Origin of the sequence: Pseudomonas sp. R84, assembly GCF_009834515.1 — a bacterium.
Classification (GTDB): Bacteria; Pseudomonadota; Gammaproteobacteria; order Pseudomonadales; family Pseudomonadaceae; genus Aquipseudomonas.
In genome coordinates this window covers 964,108-986,106 of record NZ_CP019426.1, presented here as the reverse complement: position 1 = coordinate 986,106, position 21,999 = coordinate 964,108, and the positions used below count along the sequence as shown (strand labels likewise).

Genomic DNA, 21,999 nt, shown 5'->3' with positions numbered 1-21,999 from the left:
GATCGCAGGTTGTAAAAAAGCGGAGTGACGTATGGACACGTCACCCCGCTTCTTCACTGAATTATTCTGCGCGCTTTTAGTGGACACACTAAAGCTGTAGCTTACAGAAAAAGGCTTTTTTGGTCCACCGCTAAAGAGCCTAAAAGGCCGGAGAATGCGACAGGTCGTCGCCAAGCGGAGAAAAACCAGCGCAAACAGGGCGTTTGCGCCGGGTTCAGCAGTGTATCAACGCAGGTCGAGCACGTCTTGCATGTCATACAGACCCGGCTCACGACCATCCAGCCACAACGCAGCACGTACCGCGCCCTTGGCAAAAGTCATGCGACTCGAAGCCTTGTGCGTGATCTCCAGACGCTCACCTTCACAGGCGAACAGCACGGTGTGATCACCGACCACATCACCACCACGCACAGTGGCGAAGCCGATGGTTTCACGCTCACGAGCGCCGGTGTGACCTTCTCGACCGTAAACAGCAACCTTCTGCAGATCACGATCCAGCGCACTGGCAATCACTTCACCCATGCGCAACGCCGTACCCGACGGCGCATCGATCTTGTGACGGTGATGAGCTTCGATAATTTCGATGTCCGCTTCATCACCCAGCACGCGCGCCGCCATATCGAGCAATTTCAGCGACAGATTGACGCCGACACTGAAGTTGGCCGCGAACACGATCGGAATATCCTTGCCCGCCTCGGCCAGCAACTGTTTCTGCCCAGCGTCGAGGCCAGTGGTACCGATAACCATCGCTTTGCCTGCCTTGCGGCAGAACGCGAGGTTTTTCAGCATAACTTCCGGCAGGGTGAAGTCGATCAATACATCGAACTCTTCAGCCACAGCTTCGATATGCCCGGACAGCGGCACGCCGATACGACCCAGCGAGGCCAGCTCACCGGCATCAACGCCGATCAGCGTACTGCCCGGACGAACCACGGCAGCGGTCAACCCGGTCAGCGGCGCGCGCTGCTGCACGGCTTCGACCAGAATCTTGCCCATGCGCCCAGCAGCGCCCATCACAGCTATACGTCGCATGCGGACTCCTTACAGATCGCCGAAGAAGCGCTTCACACCGTCGAACCAGCCAGTGGTTTTCGGCGAGTGGCTGTTGTCGTCCGCCAGCGAGCTGCGGAACTCTTCCAGCAGTTCGCGCTGACGACGATTCAGATTGACCGGCGTCTCGACTGCCACACGGCACATCAAGTCGCCCGCACCGCCGCCACGTACCGGCGCCACGCCTTTACCGCGCACGCGGAACTGCTTGCCGGTCTGAGTGCCTTCGGGAATTTTCAGTTTGACGCGACCGTCGAGGGTCGGAATTTCCAACTCGCCGCCCAACGCCGCATCGACGAAGCTGATCGGCACTTCGCAGAACAGATGTTTGCCATCACGCTGGAAGATGTCGTGCTCGCGCACGTTGATGACTACATACAGGTCGCCAGTCGGCCCGCCCTGCGAACCCGCCTCGCCTTCGCCGGACAGACGAATGCGGTCGCCGGTGTCGACGCCGGCCGGCACTTTGACCGACAGGGTTTTGTACTCTTCAACGCGACCGTCACCGTGGCAGGAGTCGCACGGATCGGAAATGATCTTGCCCTGGCCATGGCAACGCGGGCAGGTTTGCTGCACCGAGAAGAAGCCCTGCTGCATGCGCACCTGACCGATGCCACCACAGGTCGGGCACGTCGATGGCGAGGAGCCCTTCTTGGCACCCGAACCGTCGCACGGCTTGCAATTGACCAGTGTCGGAACGCGGATATTCACCGACGTACCGCGCACCGCTTCTTCCAGATTCAGCTCCAGGGTGTAGCGCAAGTCGCTGCCACGCTGAGCGCCGCCACGGGAACCGCCGCGACCGCCACCGAAGAAATCACTGAAGACATCACCAAAGATGTCCGAGAAGTTCTGACCGCCGAAACCGGCACCGCCGCCACCCATGCTCGGGTCGACACCGGCATGACCGTACTGGTCGTACGCCGCACGCTTGCTGGAGTCGGACAGCACTTCGTAGGCCTCGTTGGCCTCTTTGAACATTTCTTCCGACGCTTTGTCATCGGGATTACGGTCCGGGTGGTGCTTCATCGCCAGACGACGGTAAGCCTTTTTCAGGTCCGCATCGCTTGAGCCGCGCTCAACACCCAACACTTCGTAATAGTCACGCTTTGCCATAAGTCTTCTGCACTCTTGAGGACGTTCGGCAAACCCCTCCTGAGGATCGCCAAACTCGTTGAGCCCCAATACAGGCCCGGACCCAACTCACGTCAATTCAACGATCCTGGTCTTTGTTTCTTGCGGTACTTTCGGCACGAAAAGCAGGAGCATTCCCGGCCATACCACCAACATCCGAACCTTGTCGCATGCTGTAAAAATTCGCGTATTCCAGATACGCCAACGCGGGAGCTAGCTCCCGCGCGGCGACATCCTACCAGTCACTGCCTAAAGGCAGTCAACCGGCCGACCAACAACTTACTTGTGGTCTTTGACTTCTTCGAACTCTGCATCGACAACGTCGTCAGCCTTCTCAGCCGATTCGCCTTGCGGGGCTGCACCATCAGCTGGCTGAGCCTGTTCGGCGTACATCTTCTGAGCAACCGGAGCGGAGACTTTCGACAGCTCTTCAACCTTGGCTTCGATAGCAGCCTTGTCGTCGCCTTTGACAGCGGCTTCCAGAGCAACCACAGCGGCTTCGATCGCAGTCTTCTCTTCGGCGGTGACTTTGTCGCCCGCGTCAGCAATCATTTTGCGCGTCGAGTGAACCAGTGCATCACCCTGGTTACGGGCAGCGGCCAGCTCTTCGAACTTGCGGTCTTCCTCAGCGTTGGCTTCGGCGTCACGCACCATGCGCTCGATTTCTTCGTCGGACAGACCGGAGTTGGCCTTGATCACGATCGACTGAGTCTTGCCGGTCGCCTTGTCTTTCGCACCAACGTGCAGGATGCCGTTAGCGTCGATGTCGAAGGTCACTTCGATCTGCGGCACGCCACGTGGAGCAGGTGGAATGTCGGCCAGGTCGAACTTGCCCAGGGACTTGTTCTGAGTGGCTTGCTTACGCTCGCCCTGCAGCACGTGAATGGTCACAGCGCCCTGGTTGTCGTCGGCAGTCGAGAACACTTGCGATTTCTTGGTAGGAATCGTGGTGTTTTTCTCGATCAGCGCGGTCATCACGCCACCCATGGTTTCGATACCCAGGGTCAGCGGGCTGACGTCGAGCAGCAGAACGTCTTTCACGTCACCGGCCAGAACGGCGCCCTGAATCGCTGCACCCATGGCAACAGCTTCGTCCGGGTTAACGTCCTTACGCGCTTCTTTACCGAAGAAATCAGTAACCAGCTTCTGCACCAGCGGCATACGGGTCTGACCACCGACCAGAATCACGTCGTTGATCGCGCCAACGTCCATACCAGCGTCTTTCATGGCGATGCGGCAAGGTTCGATGGTGCGCTGAACCAGGTCTTCAACCAGTGCTTCGAGCTTGGCACGCGAGATCTTCACGTTCAGGTGCTTAGGACCGGTCGCGTCTGCAGTGATGTACGGCAGGTTGACGTCGGTCGACTGAGCGGACGACAGCTCGATCTTGGCTTTCTCAGCGGCTTCTTTCAGGCGCTGCATGGCCAGCGGGTCACCTTTGAGGTTCATGCCGCTTTCTTTCTTGAATTCGTCAACGAGGTAGTCGATCAGACGAATGTCAAAGTCTTCACCACCGAGGAACGTGTCACCGTTGGTGGCCAGAACTTCGAACTGGTGCTCGCCATCAACTTCAGCGATCTCGATCACGGAAACGTCGAAGGTACCGCCACCCAGGTCATAAACGATCACGGTGTGATCGCCCTTGGCCTTGTCCATACCGTAAGCCAGAGCAGCTGCGGTCGGTTCGTTGATGATGCGTTTTACGTCCAGACCGGCGATGCGGCCGGCGTCTTTGGTCGCCTGACGCTGGCTGTCGTTGAAGTAGGCCGGAACGGTGATCACCGCTTCGGTCACGGTCTCGCCGAGGTAGTCTTCGGCGGTCTTCTTCATCTTTTTCAGAATTTCAGCCGAGATTTGTGGCGGTGCCATTTTCTGGCCGTTCACTTCAACCCAGGCGTCGTTGTTGTCAGCCTTGACGATCTTGTAAGGGACCATCTGGATGTCTTTCTGCACAACTTCTTCGTCGAAACGACGACCGATCAGACGCTTTACTGCGTACAGGGTGTTGTGCGGGTTGGTCACAGCCTGACGCTTGGCCGACTGACCTACCAGAATTTCGCCATCGTTGGCGTAAGCGATGATCGACGGCGTGGTACGCGCGCCTTCAGCGTTTTCAATAACTTTTGCTTTGCCATTTTCCAGCACGGAGACGCAGGAGTTGGTGGTCCCCAGGTCGATACCGATAATTTTGCCCATGTTAACTCTCCCGAAACTTTGGATTTTTTTGCCGCAGCAGTGGTGGCTGACTGCGGTAATACTTAAACGCTTGACTTCTAAATGGGGGCCTTGCGGCTAATTTCAAGCCTTCTCGTCAATCGAAGGCGAAATTGGCGCAGGCGCCTTGCTGACCACAACCATGGCCGGACGCAGCAGGCGACCGTTGAGCTGGTAGCCCTTCTGGAACACCTTCAGAACGCTGTTCGGTTCTACGTCGGCGCTTTCTTGCATGGCCATCGCTTGATGCTGAACGGCGTTGAACGGTTCGCCGTGCGGATCGATCGCTTCCAGCTGATAACGCTTGAGGGTGTCGTGGAACATTTTCAGCGTCAGCTCAATGCCTTCGCGCATCGGACGAATGCTTTCGTCGTCCGGGTTCGACAGCTCGAGGCCGCGCTCCAGGCTGTCGACGATCGGCAACAGGTCGCCGGCAAATTTTTCCAGGGCAAACTTGTGCGCCTTCTCGACGTCCTGCTCGGCACGGCGACGGACGTTCTGCAGATCAGCAGCAACACGCAGAGATTGATCCTGCGCGGCGGCCAATTGCTCTTCGAGCACTTGTACACGGGTCGCCAGGTCATCACCCGAACCTTCGGGCGCCTGATTGGCTTCTGGGTTTTGCGTATCTACTGTCTGTTCGTCAGCCATAGAATTCTCCTTTCAATTTCGTCCGCGAGCCTGACTCGCGCTTCTGCCCCGATATATGGGGCCGCAAAATCAGGCTTCAAGGGCCTGCAAACATTAACCCTACAAAAAAGTGTCGAATCTTCATTCCTCGATGAGCTAAGCAAATCTGCGGTTCAAGCAAATCGAGCTAAGGGAGGGCATTGTCAGCGCGAAACGAAACACTGTATAAATAACCAGACCTTTAGCTTGGGAGCGGCCTTTATGCTGGTGCACCTGTCCGTACATAACTACGCCATCGTTGAACATCTCGATCTCGAACTCGATCGCGGGATGAGCGTGATCACGGGCGAAACCGGCGCCGGCAAGTCGATCATGCTCGACGCACTGGGCCTGACCTTGGGTGATCGCGCCGACAGCGGCGTGGTCCGTCCCGGCGCTGACAAGGCAGATATCCTCGCGACCTTTGATTTGGCGGACATTCCTGAAGCCAGCGCGTGGCTGGCCGAGCGCGATCTGGATACTGATGGCCCGTGCATTCTGCGCCGGGTAATCACCTCGGAAGGTCGTTCACGCGGATACATCAATGGCACGCCCTGCCCGCTCGGCGACCTCAAGTCATTGGGCGAGTTGTTGATCGATATCCACAGCCAGCACGAACACCAATCCCTGCTGAAAACCGATACTCATCGCCGCTTGCTGGACGAATATGCCGGCGCCAACGATCTTGCCCGCCAGGTTCAACTCGCCGCCCAGCGCTGGCGCCAGACTCGCCAGGAGCTGGAACGTCTCTCCAATTCCGGTGACGAACAACGCGCCCGCCATCAATTACTCAGCTATCAACTGGAAGAGCTGGAAAATCTCGGCTTGGGCGATAACGAACTGGAGCAACTGGAGCAGGAACACAAAAACCTGACCAACGCTGAAACCCTGCTAGGCATCTGTCGGCAAGTGGTCGAGCAATGCAGCGAAAGCGATTCCGGCAATGTGCTGAATGCGCTGACCGCCAGCCTCAATCGCCTGTCGAGCGTGAACAATTCCGTTGGCGCACTGGGCGAAGCCAGCAGTTTGCTGACCAGCGCGCAGATCCAGGTCGAAGAGGCCGTCGGTGAACTCAATCGTTTCCTCGATAACTTCGATGCCGATCCAGCGCGCCTGCAATATCTGGAAGAACGTCTCGACGCGATCTACACCTTGGCGCGCAAGCATCGGATTCAACCCACCGAAGTCGGTGAAATGCAGCAGAAACTGCTGGATGAAATCGAAACCCTCAACGCCAATGACGAATCCATCGAGCGCTTGGGTGAAGAGCTGGCCTCATACGCCCGCCACTATCAAGAGAAGGCGCGGGAACTGAGCGATTTGCGGCATCAGGCTGCCGGCAGTCTCGCCAGTGCGGTTGAGCAGGAGATTCAGCGACTGGGCATGCCGGGTGGTCGATTCACTATCGAACTGAAGGCCAATAGCAGCGACGAATTGCTGCCCAACGGGCTGGAGCAGGTCGAATTGCTAGTCAGCGCCAACCCGGGGCAACCGCTGAAGGCGCTGGCAAAAGTCGCTTCCGGCGGCGAGCTGTCACGGATCAGCCTGGCGATTCAGGTGATCACCGCGCAGACATCCCGCGTTCCGACACTGGTATTCGACGAAGTGGACGTCGGCATCGGTGGGCCGACCGCAGAAATTGTCGGCCAACTGTTGCGCCGTCTCGGCGATCGCGGCCAGGTATTGACCGTCACGCACTTGCCGCAAGTGGCAGCGCAGGGTCATCAGCATTTGTTTGTGCACAAAGTGCGCGGTGAAGAGGCGACTCACACCGCCGTCTCCAAACTGAGCAAGAACGACCGTATAGAAGAAGTGGCGCGCATGCTCGGCGGCATCGATCTGACCAAGGAATCCCTGGCTCACGCGAAAAAAATGGTTGTCACCGCCAAGGTTTGACAACGACAGAAAGCACGAAGGCGACCCTTGGGTCGCCTTCGTTCGTTTCGCGAATGTGAAATTCGCGCGACATGCTTACTTTTTCTTGCGCACGTACAGCACCAGGTTGTGATCCACCAACTCGACACCGTGCTCCTCGGCAATTGCCTTCTGAAGCTTTTCGATTTCAATGCTGACGAATTCGACGACTTCACCGGTTTCCACGTTGACCATATGGTCGTGGTGGCCACCGTCAGCCAGTTCAAATACCGCGTGGCCGCCGTCGAAGTTGTGACGGACCACGAGGCCAGCCGCTTCGAACTGGGTCAGAACACGGTAAACCGTGGCCAGACCGACGTCCTCGCCAGCTTCCATCAACGCCTTGTAGACGTCCTCGGCACTCATGTGACGCTGCTCGGTGGAGTCGAGCATTTGCAGGATCTTGACCCGTGGCAGGGTCACTTTAAGGCCGGCTTTGCGTAGTTCGCTATTTTCAACCATGGTCAGCTTTCTCGCGATGCTGCTTCGCAGCTTCTCTTAATGCGGGTATGATCGGCGTTTACGTTGTCCCAGCCAAGATAGTGGAAGTCGCCCACCGATGCAAAACACCAAGCTCTTGCTAACCAGTTTCACCTTTGTGGGACTGCTCGCACTCGCCGGTTGTTCATTCCCCGGGGTTTACAAAATCGACATCCAGCAGGGCAATGTCGTCACGCAGGACATGATAGACCAGTTACGCCCGGGAATGACCCGGCCGCAAGTACGGTTTATCATGGGTAACCCTCTGCTTGTCGACACGTTCCATGCCGATCGCTGGGATTATCTGTACAGCCTGCAACCGGGTGGCGGTGAACGCCAACAGGAACGCGTCAGCGTTATTTTCAACTCAAACGACCAGCTTGTCAGCCTGTCCGGTGACTTTATGCCGGGCGTAAGCCGTGACGAAGCCATTCTCGGCAAGGACAGTGGCACGACCGTGTCGACTCCTGCTGAAAACGCCGAGAAGCCAGAACCGGAAAAACCGGTCAAGCCAGGTTCCTTGCTGGATCAGATCCAGAAGGACGTCGATGGTGTGGAAACCGTTCCGGTTCCGACACCAGAGCCGCTGGACACCTCGCCGCAATAATTTGCGAGGCAATAAAAAACCCGGAAATACCGGGTTTTTTATTGCCTGTGATTTGGCTTTTACGCGTTTCGAGCCTTGGCTTCGGCAGCCTTGGCCGCCCGCAAGCGCCGTACCTCTTTAGGATCGGCAAGCAACGGGCGATAAATCTCGATGCGATCTCCCGCCTGAATCACCCGTGAATCCGGGTCAGCAACTACTTTTCCAAAGATGCCCAGCGGGCACTCCGCCAGATTCAGCTCAGGAAACTCGCTACCAATACCCGATGCAAGCACCGCAGCCCGCACCGTGGCGCCCTCATTTACGCTGACAGCGCGTAAAACCTGACGATCCACGGCCGCGTACACCACTTCTATCTCGATCACCGGTTCAACCATGTATCTGCTTGGCGCGCTGACAGAACGCATCCACCAGCGTATTGGCCGCCTGATTGAACAGCGGACCCAACGTGGCGCGCACCAGCGGCCCGGCATAGTCGAACGACAGATCCAGACTGATCTTGCAGGCCTTCTCGTTCAACGCCTTGAACACCCAGACGCCGTGCAGTTGATTGAACGGCCCCTCTTCAAGGTTCATCTCGATCGACTGTCCCGGCACCAATGTATTGCGCGTGACAAAATGCTGGCTAAGGCCGCCCTTGGCCACGCCAACGCTGGCGCGCATATGCTCCGGCGAGCTTTCCAGCACTTCGGCAGCCGAGCACCACGGCAGAAATTCCGGGTAGCGGGCCACGTCGTTGACCAGGTCGTAGAGAAATTGCGCCGGGTACGGCAGCAACGCCGATCGTTGAATATGTGTCGTCATGTAAGCGTTACTTCCAGAGCTGAGCGGCAAACACTACAACAATGCCGATAGGCGCCACGTAGCGCATCAAAAACAAAGACAGGGCGAACAGTGCCGGATTGCGGATCGACAACTCGTCGCGTACCGCTTCACGCCCCATCACCCATCCGGCAAACAGCACGAAACACAGACCACCGAGCGGCAACATGATCCGCGAGGTGAAGAAATCTATCACGCCAAAGAAGTCCAGACCGCTCTGCGCGCCCCATTGGTAGAGGTGGAACATCCCGCCTTCGTTCACGAAAAATTTGGCCTCCTTCCAGATATTGAAGGAGAACACTGTGCCCAGACCAACGAACCAGCAGATGAACGCCAGCCAGAAAGTCACCCACGCGCGACTGACTTTCGTGCGCTCAACCAGATAGGCAACCATCGGTTCCAGAAGCGAGATCGCCGAACTCCAGGCAGCAATCGCCACCAGCACAAAGAACACCACGCCCATCAACTGACCGAACGCCACATTACCAAAGGCAAACGGCAGACTGACGAACATCAGCCCCGGCCCTTCACTAGGGTTCAGGCCGCCGGCAAATACAATCGGGAACAAGGCCAGGCCGGCGATCAGCGAAACAAAGGTATCGAGCAATGCCACGCCGACAACGGTGCCCGACAACGACGAACTCTTCGGCATATAAGCGCCATAGATCATGATCGAGCCGACACCGACACTCAGCGAGAAGAACGCATGCCCCATCGCCGGCAACAAGCCGTCGAGGACTTTTTCCGGGTGGAAGTCGAACATGAAATGCACGCCTTCCATGAAATGCCCGGTGGTCATGCTGTAACCCAGCAGTACCAGGATCATCACGAACAGCAGCGGCATCATGATACGCAGGCTGCGCTCAAGCCCGGCGACCACGCCTTTGGCGATGACGAAGGCCGACAGCAGCATAAAAATCGTATGCCAAAGTGTCAGACGCCATGGATTGGAAATGACATTGCCGAAATACGCACCGACCTGATCGGCCGTGGCGCCCTGGAAGTCGCCGCGGCCCATATCGACGATGTAGTCCAGCGACCAGCCGCCCACCACACTATAGAAAGACAGGATCAGCAATGCCGTGATCATCCCGGCAAAGGCCCCCCACGACCACTTGCCCGAGTGCCCGGCTTCCAGCGCCAGCACCTTCAAGGCGTTCGCCGGACTTTGCCGGGCGCGCCGGCCGATCAGGGTTTCCGCGAGCATGACCGGGATGCCGATCAGCGCGATGCACGCCAGAAACATCAGCACGAACGCACCGCCGCCGTAGACCCCGACCATGTAGGGGAACTTCCAGATACTACCCAGTCCCACGGCCGAACCGGTCGCGGCGAGTATGAATACCCAGCGGCTAGCCCAACTGCCGTGGACAGAAACCTTGTCTGTCGACATCGTTTATCACGCCCAAGCGTTAGAAAAAGAGGCCGCATTGTCCGGGATTCACTCAACCTGCTCAAGCACGCAGCATCACCGTAGCCGACAGCGGTTTATCTCCATATAATGCCGCCCCTATGGCTAAACAGAAGAAACACCCAACAGGGACCATCGCGCAGAACAAAAAGGCGCGACACGATTACTTCATCGAGCATAAGTTCGAGGCTGGTCTGGTCCTGGCCGGCTGGGAAGTAAAAAGTCTGCGGGCAAGCAAGCTACAGCTGGTCGACAGCTATGTCCTGCTCAAGGATGGCGAAGCGTGGTTGCTTGGCAGCCACATCACGCCTCTGATGACCGCAAGCACCCACGTCATCGCTGACCCGGTGCGCACACGCAAATTGCTGCTCAACCGCCGCGAGCTGGAAAAGCTTGCAGCGATGGTGCAGCAAAAGGGTTACGCCTGCGTTTGCCTGTCCTGGTACTGGAGCAAGCACATGGTCAAGTGCGAGATCGCTCTGGGCAAGGGCAAGAAGGAATACGACAAGCGTGACACCGAGCGCGAACGCGACGCCGGTCGTGAACTGCAGCGTGCGGTGCGCAACAAGGGCAAGGAAGACTAGTCTTCCCCCCCGAAAGCAAAGATCGTCCGATCGCGGCCCGAGCCTGCGGCATCTCCTACAGGGAAATACATATTCCTGTGTAGGAGCTGCCGCAGGCTGCGATCTTTTGCTTTAAAAAATCACATCCCCTTGCGTCGCTCCGCCCGGGCCATGCGCTGAACCTCTTGCCGCACCTCTTCCAGTACTTCCTGCACATACAAGATATGTCGGCTGGAGACTTCCCGTGCCTGCTCCGCACGACCTTCAATAATCGCCAGGTACAATTCCCGATGCTGGGTAATCAGCATGTCGCGAGTTTCCGTGCGCTGCTTATACATGCCTCCGATGTTGGTCACCACGTTGCGCTTGAGCAGATCGAACAGCCCGCGAATGGTGTGCAGCAACACCGCGTTATGACTGGCTTCAGCAATCGCCAGATGGAATTTCGCATCCGCCGCGCCCTCCTCTGCCCGACTGACTTCATCGTGACGCGAATAGCAGTCCTGCAACTCTTCAAACGCGGCGGTCAGCCGCTCACGATCGACATCGGTGGCGCGCAATGCGGCGTAATAGGCGCACGATGCCTCCAAAGTATGCCGAAACTCCAGTAGATCGCGCTGTGCTTCAGGATTGCTTTCGAGCAACTGCAGCAGCGGATCACTGAACGTCGAGCCGAGGCTTTCCACGACATAGTTGCCGCCGCCCTGACGACTGACGAGCAGACCTTTGGCCGCCAGTTTCTGAATCGCCTCACGCAATGATGGCCGTGATACGCCAAATTGTTCGGCCAGCGTGCGCTCAGCCGGAAGCCGTTCACCGGACTTCAGCGTGCCCTCGAGGATCATCCCCTCGAGTCGCTCGACAATATCGTCAGACAAACGGCGCTGCCGAATCTGATCAAACCCCATAACTCATTTCTCCACGATCCCGACCGCTCGCCGGGCTCTCTATTCTGGCCTATCGGCGCCTTGCCGACACCTACCAGACACCACTTGCGCAAAGCAGATCAGATGCGATCTGCACCGCTTGTTCGACAAAAGTTTCAGGGCGACAAATTGACACACCGCCATCAAGGCTTTTACCCTAGCCAACAGCGATTGTAAATTGGTATTACCAATTACCCAAGAACGCTGACAGTGCCTGACCAACAACAATTAGGGGCCACCCCATATGCAAACCTGGCAACAGCTCTACAGCCCGCTCGGCAGTCTCGGCGTGTCCGCACTCGCGGCCGTCATCCCCATCGTGTTCTTTTTCCTCGCGTTGGCGGTGTTCCGCCTCAAAGGCCATGTGGCCGGGAGCATCACCCTCGCGTTGTCGATTGCCGTGGCAATCTTCGCGTTTCAGATGCCGGTCGACATGGCCTTCGCCGCCGCTGGTTATGGCTTCGCCTACGGTCTGTGGCCGATTGCCTGGATCATTGTCGCGGCGGTATTCCTCTACAAACTGACGGTCAAAAGTGGTCAATTCGAGGTCATTCGCAGCTCGGTGTTATCGATTACTGACGACCAGCGCCTGCAAGTGCTGCTGATCGGTTTCTGCTTCGGAGCGTTCCTGGAAGGTGCCGCCGGTTTCGGCGCACCCGTGGCGATTACTGCCGCGTTGCTGGTCGGACTGGGCTTCAACCCCCTGTACGCCGCTGGCCTGTGCCTGATCGCCAACACCGCACCGGTAGCGTTCGGTGCACTGGGGATCCCGATCATCGTCGCCGGCCAAGTCACCGGTATCGACGCGTTCAAGATCGGCGCCATGACCGGTCGCCAGCTGCCACTGCTGTCGCTGTTCGTGCCGTTCTGGCTGGTGTTCATGATGGACGGCCTGCGCGGCGTGCGCGAAACCTGGCCGGCTGCACTGGTCGCGGGGCTGAGCTTTGCCATCACGCAATACTTCACCTCGAACTTCATCGGCCCGGAGCTGCCGGACATCACTTCGGCGCTGGCTAGCCTGATTTCCCTGACCCTGTTCCTGAAAGTCTGGCAGCCGAAACGCACCGCAGGTGCGCAAATCGCTGGTGCCACATCGAGTGTTGCGATCACCGCCAGCGTCGGCGGTTTCGGTCAGAAACGCACCACCGTGGCTTCGCCTTACAGCCTCGGGGAAATTTTCAAAGCGTGGTCGCCGTTCCTGATCCTCACCGTACTGGTGACCATCTGGACACTGAAGCCTTTCAAAGCGATGTTCGCCGCCAGCGGCTCGATGTATAGCTGGGTGTTCAACTTCGCAATTCCGCACCTTGATCAGCTGGTGATCAAAACCGCACCGATCGTGGCTGCTCCAACAGCAATCCCGGCGGTGTTCAAACTTGATCCGATTTCCGCGACCGGCACGGCGATTTTCTTCTCCGCGCTGATCTCGATGCTGGTCTTGAAGATCAATTTCAAAACTGGTCTGACCACTTTGAAAGAGACCTTCTACGAACTGCGCTGGCCAATCCTGTCGATCGGCATGGTGCTGGCGTTCGCCTTCGTCACCAACTACTCCGGCATGTCTTCGACCATGGCGCTGGTGCTGGCCGGTACGGGCGCAGCGTTCCCGTTCTTCTCGCCATTCCTCGGCTGGCTGGGCGTATTCCTCACCGGTTCGGATACTTCGTCCAACGCCCTGTTCAGTTCGTTGCAAGCAACCACTGCGCACCAGATCGGCGTCAACGACACCTTGCTCGTGGCGGCGAACACCAGTGGCGGCGTGACCGGCAAGATGATCTCGCCACAATCGATCGCCGTGGCTTGCGCCGCGACCGGCCTGGTGGGCAAAGAATCGGATCTGTTCCGCTTCACCCTCAAGCACAGCCTATTCTTTGCAACGATTGTCGGTCTGATCACCCTGGCTCAGGCCTACTGGTTCACCGGCATGCTGGTCCACTAGACCTACAAGAAGCATGGAAAAAACCGACGCCGATCCGTGATTTCGGCGTCAGCAATTCACAACCCGGTCTGTAAGGCTGCTGAAAGCAATGCTCTCTATATTCAGCAGCTACAACAGACGGATAACCGGGCCCACCCGGAGACACGCCTGATGAGCGAGCTTTTTTACAACGCCGTGCCAAACGCGACCCGTGTGGCACCGCCACTGCCCGAACCTCGGCAATACCCCAGCGAGAAACCGTCGCGGGTCTACCTGTTCGGCACGTGCGTGGTCGACCTGTTCTACCCCGAAGCCGGGATGGACGCGATCCGCTTGCTGGAGCGCGAAGGGATTCGGGTCGAGTATCCGCAAGGGCAGAGTTGCTGCGGGCAACCGGCCTACACCTCAGGTTACACCGAGCAAGCACGGACGGTAGCGCGCTCGCAACTGGCGCTGTTTGCCGGGGATTATCCGGTGGTGGTGCCGTCGGGTTCCTGCGCCGGCATGCTGCGCGAGCATTACGCCGACTTGTTCAAGGACGAGCCGCAAACATTGAAACAGGTTCAGGGCCTCGCGGCCCGCACCTATGAACTGGCCGAGTTTCTGCTGTTCGTCTGCAAGGTGCAGCTCAAGGACAGTGGCGAGCCGGTCAAAGTCGCGCTGCACACTTCGTGTTCGGCACGTCGCGAAATGAACACCCACCTGCACGGTCGCGAGTTGTTGGCGCAGTTGAGCAATGTGGAACGGGTCAATCACGACCATGAAAGCGAATGCTGTGGCTTCGGCGGAACATTCAGCGTCCGTATGCCAGACATTTCCGGCGCAATGGTGGCTGACAAGACCAAAGCGTTGAAGGATTCCGGCGCGCACAAGGTGTTGAGCGCCGACTGTGGCTGTTTGATGAACATCAACGGCGCATTGGAGAAACAAAAAGAAGCGCTGCGCGGGCAACATCTCGCCAGCTTTCTGTGGCAACGAACCGGGGGTGCGCAATGAGCACTTCCGCGATTATTCCTACGGTCGCCGTAGAAGAAGATTTCCGCACCCGGGCACACAATGCCCTGGGTGATCAGCAGTTGCGGAACAACTTCCGGACTGCCATGGACTCACTGATGGTCAAGCGGGCAGCCGCTTTCAGTGATCCCCATGAAAGAGAACATTTGCGCGCACTGGGCAATTCGATCAAAGCCCGCGCGCTCTCCAAGTTGCCCGACCTGCTCGAGCAACTGGAACAGAACCTGACCCGCAACGGTGTGACAGTGCACTGGGCGGAAACGGTGGACGAGGCCAATGGCATCGTCTTATCGATCATCCGCGCTCACGAGGCGCGGCAAGTGATCAAGGGCAAATCGATGGTCAGCGAAGAGATGGAGATGAACCATTTCCTCGAGGCTCGGGACATTGAATGTCTGGAGTCCGATATGGGGGAATACATCGTCCAGCTCGACCACGAGAAGCCTTCACACATCATTATGCCGGCGATCCACAAGAATGCCGGTCAGGTCGCGTCCTTGTTCCACGACAAACTTGGCGTGGAATACACCAAGGACGTTGACCAACTCATTCAGATCGGTCGCAGAGTCCTGCGGCAGAAATTCTTCGAAGCGGACATCGGCGTCTCCGGTGTCAACTTCGCCGTGGCCGAAACCGGTACCCTGCTGCTGGTGGAAAACGAAGGCAACGGCCGCATGACCACCACCGTGCCGCCGGTGCACATCGCCGTCACCGGCATCGAAAAGGTTGTGGAAAACCTGCGTGACGTGGTGCCTCTGCTGTCACTGCTGACGCGCTCGGCGCTGGGCATTCCGATCACCACTTACGTCAACATGATCTCCGGCCCGCGCAAGGAACACGAACTCGACGGCCCGCAGGAAGTCCATCTAGTCCTGCTCGACAACGGTCGCAGCCAGGCTTTTGCCGACAGTGAACTGCGCCAGACCTTGAACTGCATCCGCTGCGGCGCCTGCATGAACCATTGCCCGGTCTACACCCGCGTCGGTGGCCACACCTATGGCGAGGTGTACCCGGGACCGATCGGCAAAATCATCACCCCGCACATGGTCGGTCTGGCCAAAGTACCCGATCACCCGAGCGCTTCGTCGCTGTGCGGTGCCTGCGGTGAAGTGTGCCCGGTAAAAATTCCGATCCCGGCGATCCTGCGGCGCCTGCGCGAAGAAAACGTCAAAGCCCCGGACAGCCCGAATCAAGTGATGCGCGGTCAGGGCAGCAAGTATTCGCGCAAGGAACGTTTTATCTGGAACGCCTGGGCCAGGCTCAACAGCTCTCCGACTTTGTATCGATTGTTCGGTTTCTTCGCCACGCGCCTGCGTGCCCTGACTCCGAGTAACGTCGGTCCGTGGACGCAAAACCACAGCGCGCCGAAACCCGCCGCCCGCTCACTGCACGACATGGCCCGCGAGCATCTGGCCAAACAGGGGGACCGCTGATGAGCGCCAAGCAAAATATCCTCGGCAAACTGCGGAAAAGTCTGACCGGCACCACGCCGATTGCCGACAACTTCGATGTCGATCTGGTGACGCAGCCTTACACCTACACTGCTGAACAGCGCATCCCGCAGCTGCGCAAATTGATGGAAGCAGTGCACACCGAGATTCACATGACCTCGGGCGAAGGTTGGCCGGCACTGCTCGCGCAACTGCTGCGCGATCGTCAGTTGCCGAGCCTGTTGATCGCGCCGACGACAGCGCACGGGCAGAAAATCGTTCTGCACTGGGCGAACAATCCCGAGCTGCCGTCGCTGAAATCCTACGACCGGCCGATGGAAGAGTGGAAAGTCGAACTGTTCAACGACACGCCGGCCAGTCTCACCGGCACCCTCGGCGCCATTGCCGCCACTGGCAGCCTGATTCTGTGGCCAACTCGCGAAGAACCACGGCTGATGAGCCTGGTGCCGCCGGTGCATTTTGCGCTGCTCAAGGCCAGTGAAATCCGCGACAACTTCTATCAGGTGCAACAGGAATTCGAATGGGCGCAAGGCATGCCGACCAATGCTCTACTGGTCTCCGGCCCATCGAAAACTGCCGACATTGAGCAAGTGCTGGCATACGGCGCCCACGGCCCGAAAGATCTGGTGGTGCTGATTCTGGAGGACCAATGACGCTTCCAGCGAACTTCCTGCGTGATGCGCAACAACTGATTCCGGCCGAGCGCCGCTTTGATGATCCGTTATCGACGCTGGCCTTCGGCACTGATGCAAGTTTTTATCGGCTGATTCCGAAACTGGTAATCCGCGTCGAGTCCGAAGATGAAGTTGTGGCTCTGCTGAAACTGGCTCAGCGCGACCATGTTCCGGTGACCTTCCGTGCGGCCGGCACTAGCCTGTCCGGCCAAGCGATCAGCGATTCCGTTTTGATCGTGCTTGGGGATAACTGGAACGCGCGCGAGATTCGCGGCCAAGGCATGCAAATCCGCCTGCAACCCGGGGTGATCGGCGCGCAGGCCAACGCGTGGCTGGCGCCGTTCGGGCGCAAGATCGGCCCGGATCCAGCATCGATCAACGCCTGCAAGATCGGCGGCATCGTCGCCAACAATGCCAGCGGTATGTGCTGCGGCACCGCGCAAAACACCTACCACACGCTGGCCGGGATTCGCCTGGTGCTGGCCGATGGCACACGTCTGGATACCGAAGACGCTACAAGTGTCGCGGCATTCCGCGTGAGCCACGGCGATCTGCTCGAACGCTTGGCGACATTGGGCCGCGAGACCCGCGCCAACGCCGAACTGGCTGCACGAATCCGCCACAAATACCGTCTGAAAAATACCACCGGCCTGTCGCTCAACGCCTTGGTGGATTTCGATGAGCCTGTGGATATCTTGAGCCATTTGCTGGTCGGCTCCGAAGGCACCCTCGGTTTTATCAGCGCGGTGACTTACGACACGGTGATCGATCACCCGAACAAAGCCTCGGCGCTGATCGTGTTTCCGGATGTGGAAACCTGCTGCAACGCGGTCACCGTGCTGAAAAGCCAACCGGTGTCCGCCGTAGAACTGCTGGATCGCCGCAGTTTGCGTTCGGTGCAGGACAAACCGGGCATGCCGGCTTTCGTACAACAACTGTCGAAGAATGCCTGTGCGCTGCTCATCGAATCCCGCGCCGCCTCTTCCACTTTGCTGCGGGAACAGCTGGCGCAGATCATGGCGTCGCTCAGCGGTTTCCCTGTAGAAAAGCAGGTCGACTTCACCGAAGACCCTGCCGAGAACGCCAAGCTCTGGGCCATCCGTAAAGACACCTTCCCCGCCGTCGGCGCCGTACGCAAAACCGGTACCACGGTGATCATCGAAGACGTGACCTTCCCGGTCGAACAACTGGCCATCGGCGTCAATCGCTTGATCGAATTGTTCGACAAACATGCCTACGACGAAGCGATCCTTTTCGGACACGCGCTGGAAGGCAATCTGCACTTCGTCTTCACCCAAGGCTTCAACAATCCGGAAGAAGTCGCACGCTATCAAGCGTTCATGGACGACGTCGCACAACTGGTCGCGGTGGAATTCGGTGGTTCGCTGAAAGCCGAACACGGCACCGGCCGCAACATGGCGCCATTCGTGGAACTGGAATGGGGCAGCGACGCCTATCAGTTGATGTGGCAGCTCAAACGTCTGCTCGATCCGAACGGCATTCTCAACCCGGACGTGGTGCTCAGCGAAGATCCGCAGATCCACCTCAAACACCTGAAACCGCTGCCGGCGGCCGACGAGATTGTCGATAAGTGCATCGAGTGCGGCTTCTGCGAGCCTGTCTGCCCTTCGAAAGGCCTGACCCTGAGCCCGCGCCAGCGCATCGTCATCTGGCGCGATATTCAGGCGAAAAAACGTGCGGGCATCGACACCCGCGAACTGGAAGAAGCCTACGAGTACCAAGGCATCGACACCTGCGCCGCAACGGGTCTGTGCGCGCAACGTTGCCCGGTAGGCATCAATACCGGTGAGCTGGTGAAAAAGCTCCGTGGCCGACACGCGACGCATCAGAAAACCGCCGACTGGATCGAAGGAAATTTCGCCAAGACCCTGCAAGGCGCACGCTTCACTCTGCACGTGGCCAACGGTGCGCGGATGATGCTCGGCGCACCGCGTCTGGCGAAGCTTTCAGCAGCCATTACGCGCCTGTCCAAAGGCCAGGTGCCGTTGTGGACAAACGCGATGCCGCAACCGGAAAAAGCGATTCGCTTCAGCCCCAGCGTCTCGGATGAACGTCCGCGTGTGGTCTATCTAGCCGCGTGCGTATCGAGAGTCATGGGCCCGGCGGCGGGCGATAAAGAGCAGATGTCTCTGTACGACAAAACCCGTGGCTTGCTGGAAAAGGCCGGTTACCAAGTGGTCTTTCCGGACAATCAGGACAACCTCTGCTGCGGTCAGCCCTTCGCCTCGAAAGGCTACGCCGAGCAGGCAGAACACAAGCGTCAGGAGCTGATCAGCGCATTGCTCCACGCCAGTCGCGGCGGGCTCGATCCGATCTATTGCGACACCAGTCCTTGCACGCTGCGGCTGGTGCAGGACGTAGGAGAAACCCGTCTGGATCTGTACGACCCGGTGCGCTTCATCCGTACGCACCTTCTTGATCGACTGGACTTCACCCCACAAGACGCACCGATTGCCGTACACGTGACCTGCAGCACACAACATCTGGGCGAAAGCCAGGCGTTGATCGATCTGGCGCGCAGGTGCAGCAACACCGTGGTGATTCCGGAAGGCATTCACTGCTGCGGATTTGCCGGCGACAAAGGCTTCACCACGCCGGAGCTGAACAGCCACTCGCTGCGCACGCTCAAGGATGCAGTGCAGCATTGCAGCGAGGGGATTTCCACCAGCCGGACTTGTGAGATCGGTCTGACGCAACACGGCGGAATCGACTACCACGGGCTGGTCTATCTGGTGGATCGCGTGACCCGGGCGAAGGCCTGCTGAAGAAAAATAGAACCCTTGAGTTCGACTGTAGTCCACAGATTAACCCCGACTGATCGGGGTTTTTCTTCCATACGGTTGCCCGTCCTGACGGCCAGCGAAGTCTGGACCCACTCGGTTCAAGGAGATACACATGAAACGTTCTGTACTGTTAGGTCTGTTCGTTACTGCATCGATGATGGCGTCCACTTCGTTTGCCGCTGACAAGCCTGCGGACCTGTGTGATGCCAATATTCAGACGATTAACAATTCCAAAGGGCAGCTGTCGGCTAACCCTGAACTGAGTCAACGTGCTGAAACCAGTGTAGCCAGAGCTCAGTCGCTCAAGGCCGAGGGCAAGATTGATGACTGTGTTGCGGAAACCTCGCAAACCATCGTGGAATTGCGCAAAGCTACCGGCACCAACAACTGATCAGCGTCCCGGCCAACCTTCGGGTTGGCCTTGTGGGCCGATTGGCGTACACTGCACACGCTTGTTGCTCAAACAGATGTACTGAGCAATGAGTTCGGGGCCGTTTAGGATTCGACGCCGGTTGCGAAACTTTAGGTGCATGCCGACTTGGTAACAGAAGTCGTAAATCCACTGTTGCAACTACTTATAGTTGCCAATGACGACCAATACGGTGTTGCTCTCGCTGCTTAATTGCAGCTGACAATGCTCCTGGTACCTTCGGGTCCAGCAATCATCAGGGGATGTCTGTAAACCCAAAATGATTGTCATATAGAACAGAATCGCCGTGCAGTACGTTGTGGACGAAGCGGCTAAAACTTACACAACTCGCCCAAAGCACCCTGCCCTTCGGGTCGCTGAGGGTTAACTTAATAGAAACGGCTACGCATGTAGTACCGACAGCGGAGTACTGGCGGACGGGGGTTCAAATCCCCCCGGCTCCACCAAATAAGCGTTAAAAATCAGGCACTTAGCGATAAGCAAAAGTGCCTTTTTTGTGCCTGATAGGGTGGATTTAGCTCTGTAATGACAGGGTTATGACAGCATGAGTGCGCGAAACCGTAACCATCAGTCCGCTCAATTTCACTGTATGGATGAACAGGTATAGAATGCGTATGTGCGTGACCTATACTTGAATACAGAAAGGATGCTCAAATGGTTTTTGCAGAGAAGGAGGGGTGATGATGCAAGAAATATTTTCCCCTAAAGTGGCGGTGGACGTAATGCTTTACGTATCCGCACGCCTAAAAAATCCCACTATTCACGAAGTGCTGAAAATTCAGTATTTTGCGGATAAGCTACATTTTTCCCGCTATGGATTCATGCCCAGCGGTGACAAGTACATTGCAATGGAATTTGGGCCGGTTGGCTCGAAAACATACGATGTGATCAAAGCAGCCAGGGGCGAGCGTAACCGCTTCATACCTGAGTCCTTTGTCGACGCAACTAAAGGCGCATTAGAGGTCAAGGGGTCTCAGGTCATCGCGTTAAGCGAGGCTGACGTATCGAAGCTGTCGGCAGCTCAGGTCGAATGCTTGGACGAAGCAATTACTGAATATGGAAACATGGATTTCGGTAAGCGCACGACAATCAGTCACGATGAGGCGTGGGACAAAGGCTGGGCCCGTTCGAACAAGGCAATGATGACTATGGATATCGTCCGCACTCTTCCTAATGCAGATGAAATAATCGAACACCTCAATACATAGGGCGCAGGATGTCATTAGGGAGACTTTTTCCTGCGGATTACGCAAGGACGCAGATTGAGCGACAGCTTCAGCCGGGGGTTGTCGTGAAGTTTATGGCTGAAATGGACGATGGAAGAATGCATGAGAAGCGCTTCGTAGTTCTCGACGTCAGCGAAGACACGTTCACGTGCGTAATCAACAGCAGAATTTCAGCATTTATCGCAAAAAATGAAAACAAGGCGAAATGCCAGGTCCAGATCGAAGCCAGTCAACATCCGTTCATGAGCTGGGATTCGCATGTAGATTGCTCACGAATTCGTACATACAGTCGCACCGAGTTGGTTGATCAGCTATGTGCCCATCCTGAATGGATCCTTGGTATGACGACGCCGGAATTACGAGAGAGAATCATTGCCGCGATAAAAATATCCAAGACTATTCCTAGCGCTTTAGCAGCCCAGTGCTGCGCGGCATTTTCTGCATGCTCGCAATAGCCCTATAAATCCTCTACAAACCAAAGCTCTTGATTTGGCTACACTCTGACCACACGTAATTCATTCTGGCAGAGTGATAAGGAAAGAAATGTCGATTTTCGTAGTTATCCCGACTGACGCCTCGAAGGGTACAGGAGCCTGGATCGCCAACTCTGGCCTTCAGCATTTTGTGCTTCCAAACGGGGAGTACGTCGTTTCGTTTGTCGGCACGAGCAAGGAGCTCAGCGACAGGCTCGGCAT

At 57.4% G+C, this 21,999-nt stretch carries 20 protein-coding genes and 1 other RNA gene; 12 read left to right on the top strand and 9 right to left on the bottom strand.

Annotated features, from left to right (window positions below):
* Positions 1 to 225 precede the first annotated feature (225 nt).
* The 4 genes from dapB to grpE form a co-directional block, all read right to left on the bottom strand.
* On the bottom strand, positions 226 to 1,032 hold the full coding sequence (dapB, locus tag PspR84_RS04380; RefSeq protein ID WP_160055781.1) for a 4-hydroxy-tetrahydrodipicolinate reductase: 807 nt from the start codon (positions 1,030 to 1,032) through the stop codon (positions 226 to 228).
* A 9-nt stretch (positions 1,033 to 1,041) separates the two neighbouring features.
* A complete protein-coding gene (gene dnaJ / locus PspR84_RS04375) occupies positions 1,042 to 2,166 on the bottom strand; it encodes a molecular chaperone DnaJ (RefSeq protein WP_160055779.1) in 1,125 nt (374 codons plus the stop codon).
* Between the two features lie 297 nt (positions 2,167 to 2,463).
* The gene (dnaK, locus tag PspR84_RS04370) at positions 2,464 to 4,380 is read right to left on the bottom strand and encodes a molecular chaperone DnaK (RefSeq protein ID WP_160055777.1); all 1,917 of its coding nucleotides are present in this window, start codon (positions 4,378 to 4,380) and stop codon (positions 2,464 to 2,466) included.
* A 102-nt stretch (positions 4,381 to 4,482) separates the two neighbouring features.
* The gene (grpE, locus tag PspR84_RS04365) at positions 4,483 to 5,049 is read right to left on the bottom strand and encodes a nucleotide exchange factor GrpE (RefSeq protein ID WP_007915219.1); all 567 of its coding nucleotides are present in this window, start codon (positions 5,047 to 5,049) and stop codon (positions 4,483 to 4,485) included.
* Positions 5,050 to 5,289: 240 nt separating this feature from the next.
* Here grpE and recN point away from each other — a divergent pair, with 240 nt between their 5' ends.
* On the top strand, positions 5,290 to 6,963 hold the full coding sequence (gene recN / locus PspR84_RS04360) for a DNA repair protein RecN (protein ID WP_160055775.1): 1,674 nt from the start codon (positions 5,290 to 5,292) through the stop codon (positions 6,961 to 6,963).
* A 75-nt stretch (positions 6,964 to 7,038) separates the two neighbouring features.
* Here the strand turns inward: recN and fur are convergent, their stop codons facing one another.
* A complete protein-coding gene (fur, locus tag PspR84_RS04355; protein ID WP_064119476.1) occupies positions 7,039 to 7,443 on the bottom strand; it encodes a ferric iron uptake transcriptional regulator in 405 nt (134 codons plus the stop codon).
* Between the two features lie 97 nt (positions 7,444 to 7,540).
* Between fur and PspR84_RS04350 the strand changes: the two genes are divergently transcribed.
* Positions 7,541 to 8,068, top strand: coding sequence for an outer membrane protein assembly factor BamE (locus PspR84_RS04350; RefSeq protein ID WP_160055773.1), 528 nt, complete (start codon positions 7,541 to 7,543; stop codon positions 8,066 to 8,068).
* A 59-nt stretch (positions 8,069 to 8,127) separates the two neighbouring features.
* On the opposite strand, the gene PspR84_RS04345 is transcribed toward PspR84_RS04350, so the two are convergent.
* Genes PspR84_RS04345 through PspR84_RS04335 form a run of 3 tightly spaced genes read right to left on the bottom strand, consistent with a single transcriptional unit; the run spans position 8,128 to position 10,280 of the window.
* The gene (locus tag PspR84_RS04345) at positions 8,128 to 8,442 is read right to left on the bottom strand and encodes an RnfH family protein (RefSeq protein ID WP_160055771.1); all 315 of its coding nucleotides are present in this window, start codon (positions 8,440 to 8,442) and stop codon (positions 8,128 to 8,130) included.
* Complete coding sequence (locus tag PspR84_RS04340) at positions 8,435 to 8,869, bottom strand: type II toxin-antitoxin system RatA family toxin (RefSeq protein WP_053117014.1); 435 nt, start codon at positions 8,867 to 8,869, stop codon at positions 8,435 to 8,437. Before PspR84_RS04340 ends, PspR84_RS04345 begins: the two co-directional genes overlap by 8 nt.
* Positions 8,870 to 8,876: 7 nt before the next feature.
* Positions 8,877 to 10,280 (bottom strand): sodium-dependent transporter, encoded by a 1,404-nt coding sequence (locus tag PspR84_RS04335; protein ID WP_016986511.1) that lies wholly within the window; start codon positions 10,278 to 10,280, stop codon positions 8,877 to 8,879.
* A gap of 119 nt (positions 10,281 to 10,399) precedes the next feature.
* Here PspR84_RS04335 and smpB point away from each other — a divergent pair, with 119 nt between their 5' ends.
* Positions 10,400 to 10,882: an SsrA-binding protein SmpB gene (smpB, locus tag PspR84_RS04330; protein ID WP_008088297.1), complete on the top strand. Its 483-nt coding sequence runs from the start codon at positions 10,400 to 10,402 to the stop codon at positions 10,880 to 10,882.
* Positions 10,883 to 11,001: 119 nt separating this feature from the next.
* On the opposite strand, the gene PspR84_RS04325 is transcribed toward smpB, so the two are convergent.
* A complete protein-coding gene (locus PspR84_RS04325) occupies positions 11,002 to 11,769 on the bottom strand; it encodes an FCD domain-containing protein (RefSeq protein ID WP_007915207.1) in 768 nt (255 codons plus the stop codon).
* A 262-nt stretch (positions 11,770 to 12,031) separates the two neighbouring features.
* Between PspR84_RS04325 and PspR84_RS04320 the strand changes: the two genes are divergently transcribed.
* The 9 genes from PspR84_RS04320 (at position 12,032) to PspR84_RS04280 (ending at position 21,759) form a co-directional block, all read left to right on the top strand.
* Positions 12,032 to 13,726, top strand: coding sequence for a lactate permease LctP family transporter (locus PspR84_RS04320; protein ID WP_160055769.1), 1,695 nt, complete (start codon positions 12,032 to 12,034; stop codon positions 13,724 to 13,726).
* A gap of 150 nt (positions 13,727 to 13,876) precedes the next feature.
* Complete coding sequence (locus PspR84_RS04315; protein ID WP_160055767.1) at positions 13,877 to 14,701, top strand: (Fe-S)-binding protein; 825 nt, start codon at positions 13,877 to 13,879, stop codon at positions 14,699 to 14,701.
* Complete coding sequence (locus PspR84_RS04310; protein WP_034154406.1) at positions 14,698 to 16,152, top strand: LutB/LldF family L-lactate oxidation iron-sulfur protein; 1,455 nt, start codon at positions 14,698 to 14,700, stop codon at positions 16,150 to 16,152. Before PspR84_RS04315 ends, PspR84_RS04310 begins: the two co-directional genes overlap by 4 nt.
* Positions 16,152 to 16,823 carry a lactate utilization protein C gene (locus PspR84_RS04305; protein WP_160055765.1) on the top strand — a complete coding sequence of 224 codons (672 nt, stop codon included), beginning with the start codon at positions 16,152 to 16,154 and terminating at the stop codon, positions 16,821 to 16,823. The genes PspR84_RS04310 and PspR84_RS04305 overlap by 1 nt, the downstream gene beginning before the upstream one ends.
* A complete protein-coding gene (locus tag PspR84_RS04300; RefSeq protein ID WP_160055763.1) occupies positions 16,820 to 19,630 on the top strand; it encodes an FAD-binding and (Fe-S)-binding domain-containing protein in 2,811 nt (936 codons plus the stop codon). The genes PspR84_RS04305 and PspR84_RS04300 overlap by 4 nt, the downstream gene beginning before the upstream one ends.
* A gap of 130 nt (positions 19,631 to 19,760) precedes the next feature.
* Positions 19,761 to 20,039 (top strand): hypothetical protein, encoded by a 279-nt coding sequence (locus tag PspR84_RS04295; RefSeq protein ID WP_160055761.1) that lies wholly within the window; start codon positions 19,761 to 19,763, stop codon positions 20,037 to 20,039.
* A 96-nt stretch (positions 20,040 to 20,135) separates the two neighbouring features.
* Positions 20,136 to 20,524: a transfer-messenger RNA gene (gene ssrA, locus PspR84_RS04290) on the top strand.
* A gap of 234 nt (positions 20,525 to 20,758) precedes the next feature.
* Positions 20,759 to 21,286: a Panacea domain-containing protein gene (locus tag PspR84_RS04285; protein WP_160055759.1), complete on the top strand. Its 528-nt coding sequence runs from the start codon at positions 20,759 to 20,761 to the stop codon at positions 21,284 to 21,286.
* A gap of 92 nt (positions 21,287 to 21,378) precedes the next feature.
* Positions 21,379 to 21,759 carry a hypothetical protein gene (locus PspR84_RS04280; protein WP_160055757.1) on the top strand — a complete coding sequence of 127 codons (381 nt, stop codon included), beginning with the start codon at positions 21,379 to 21,381 and terminating at the stop codon, positions 21,757 to 21,759.
* The last annotated feature ends 240 nt before the right edge of the window (positions 21,760 to 21,999 follow it).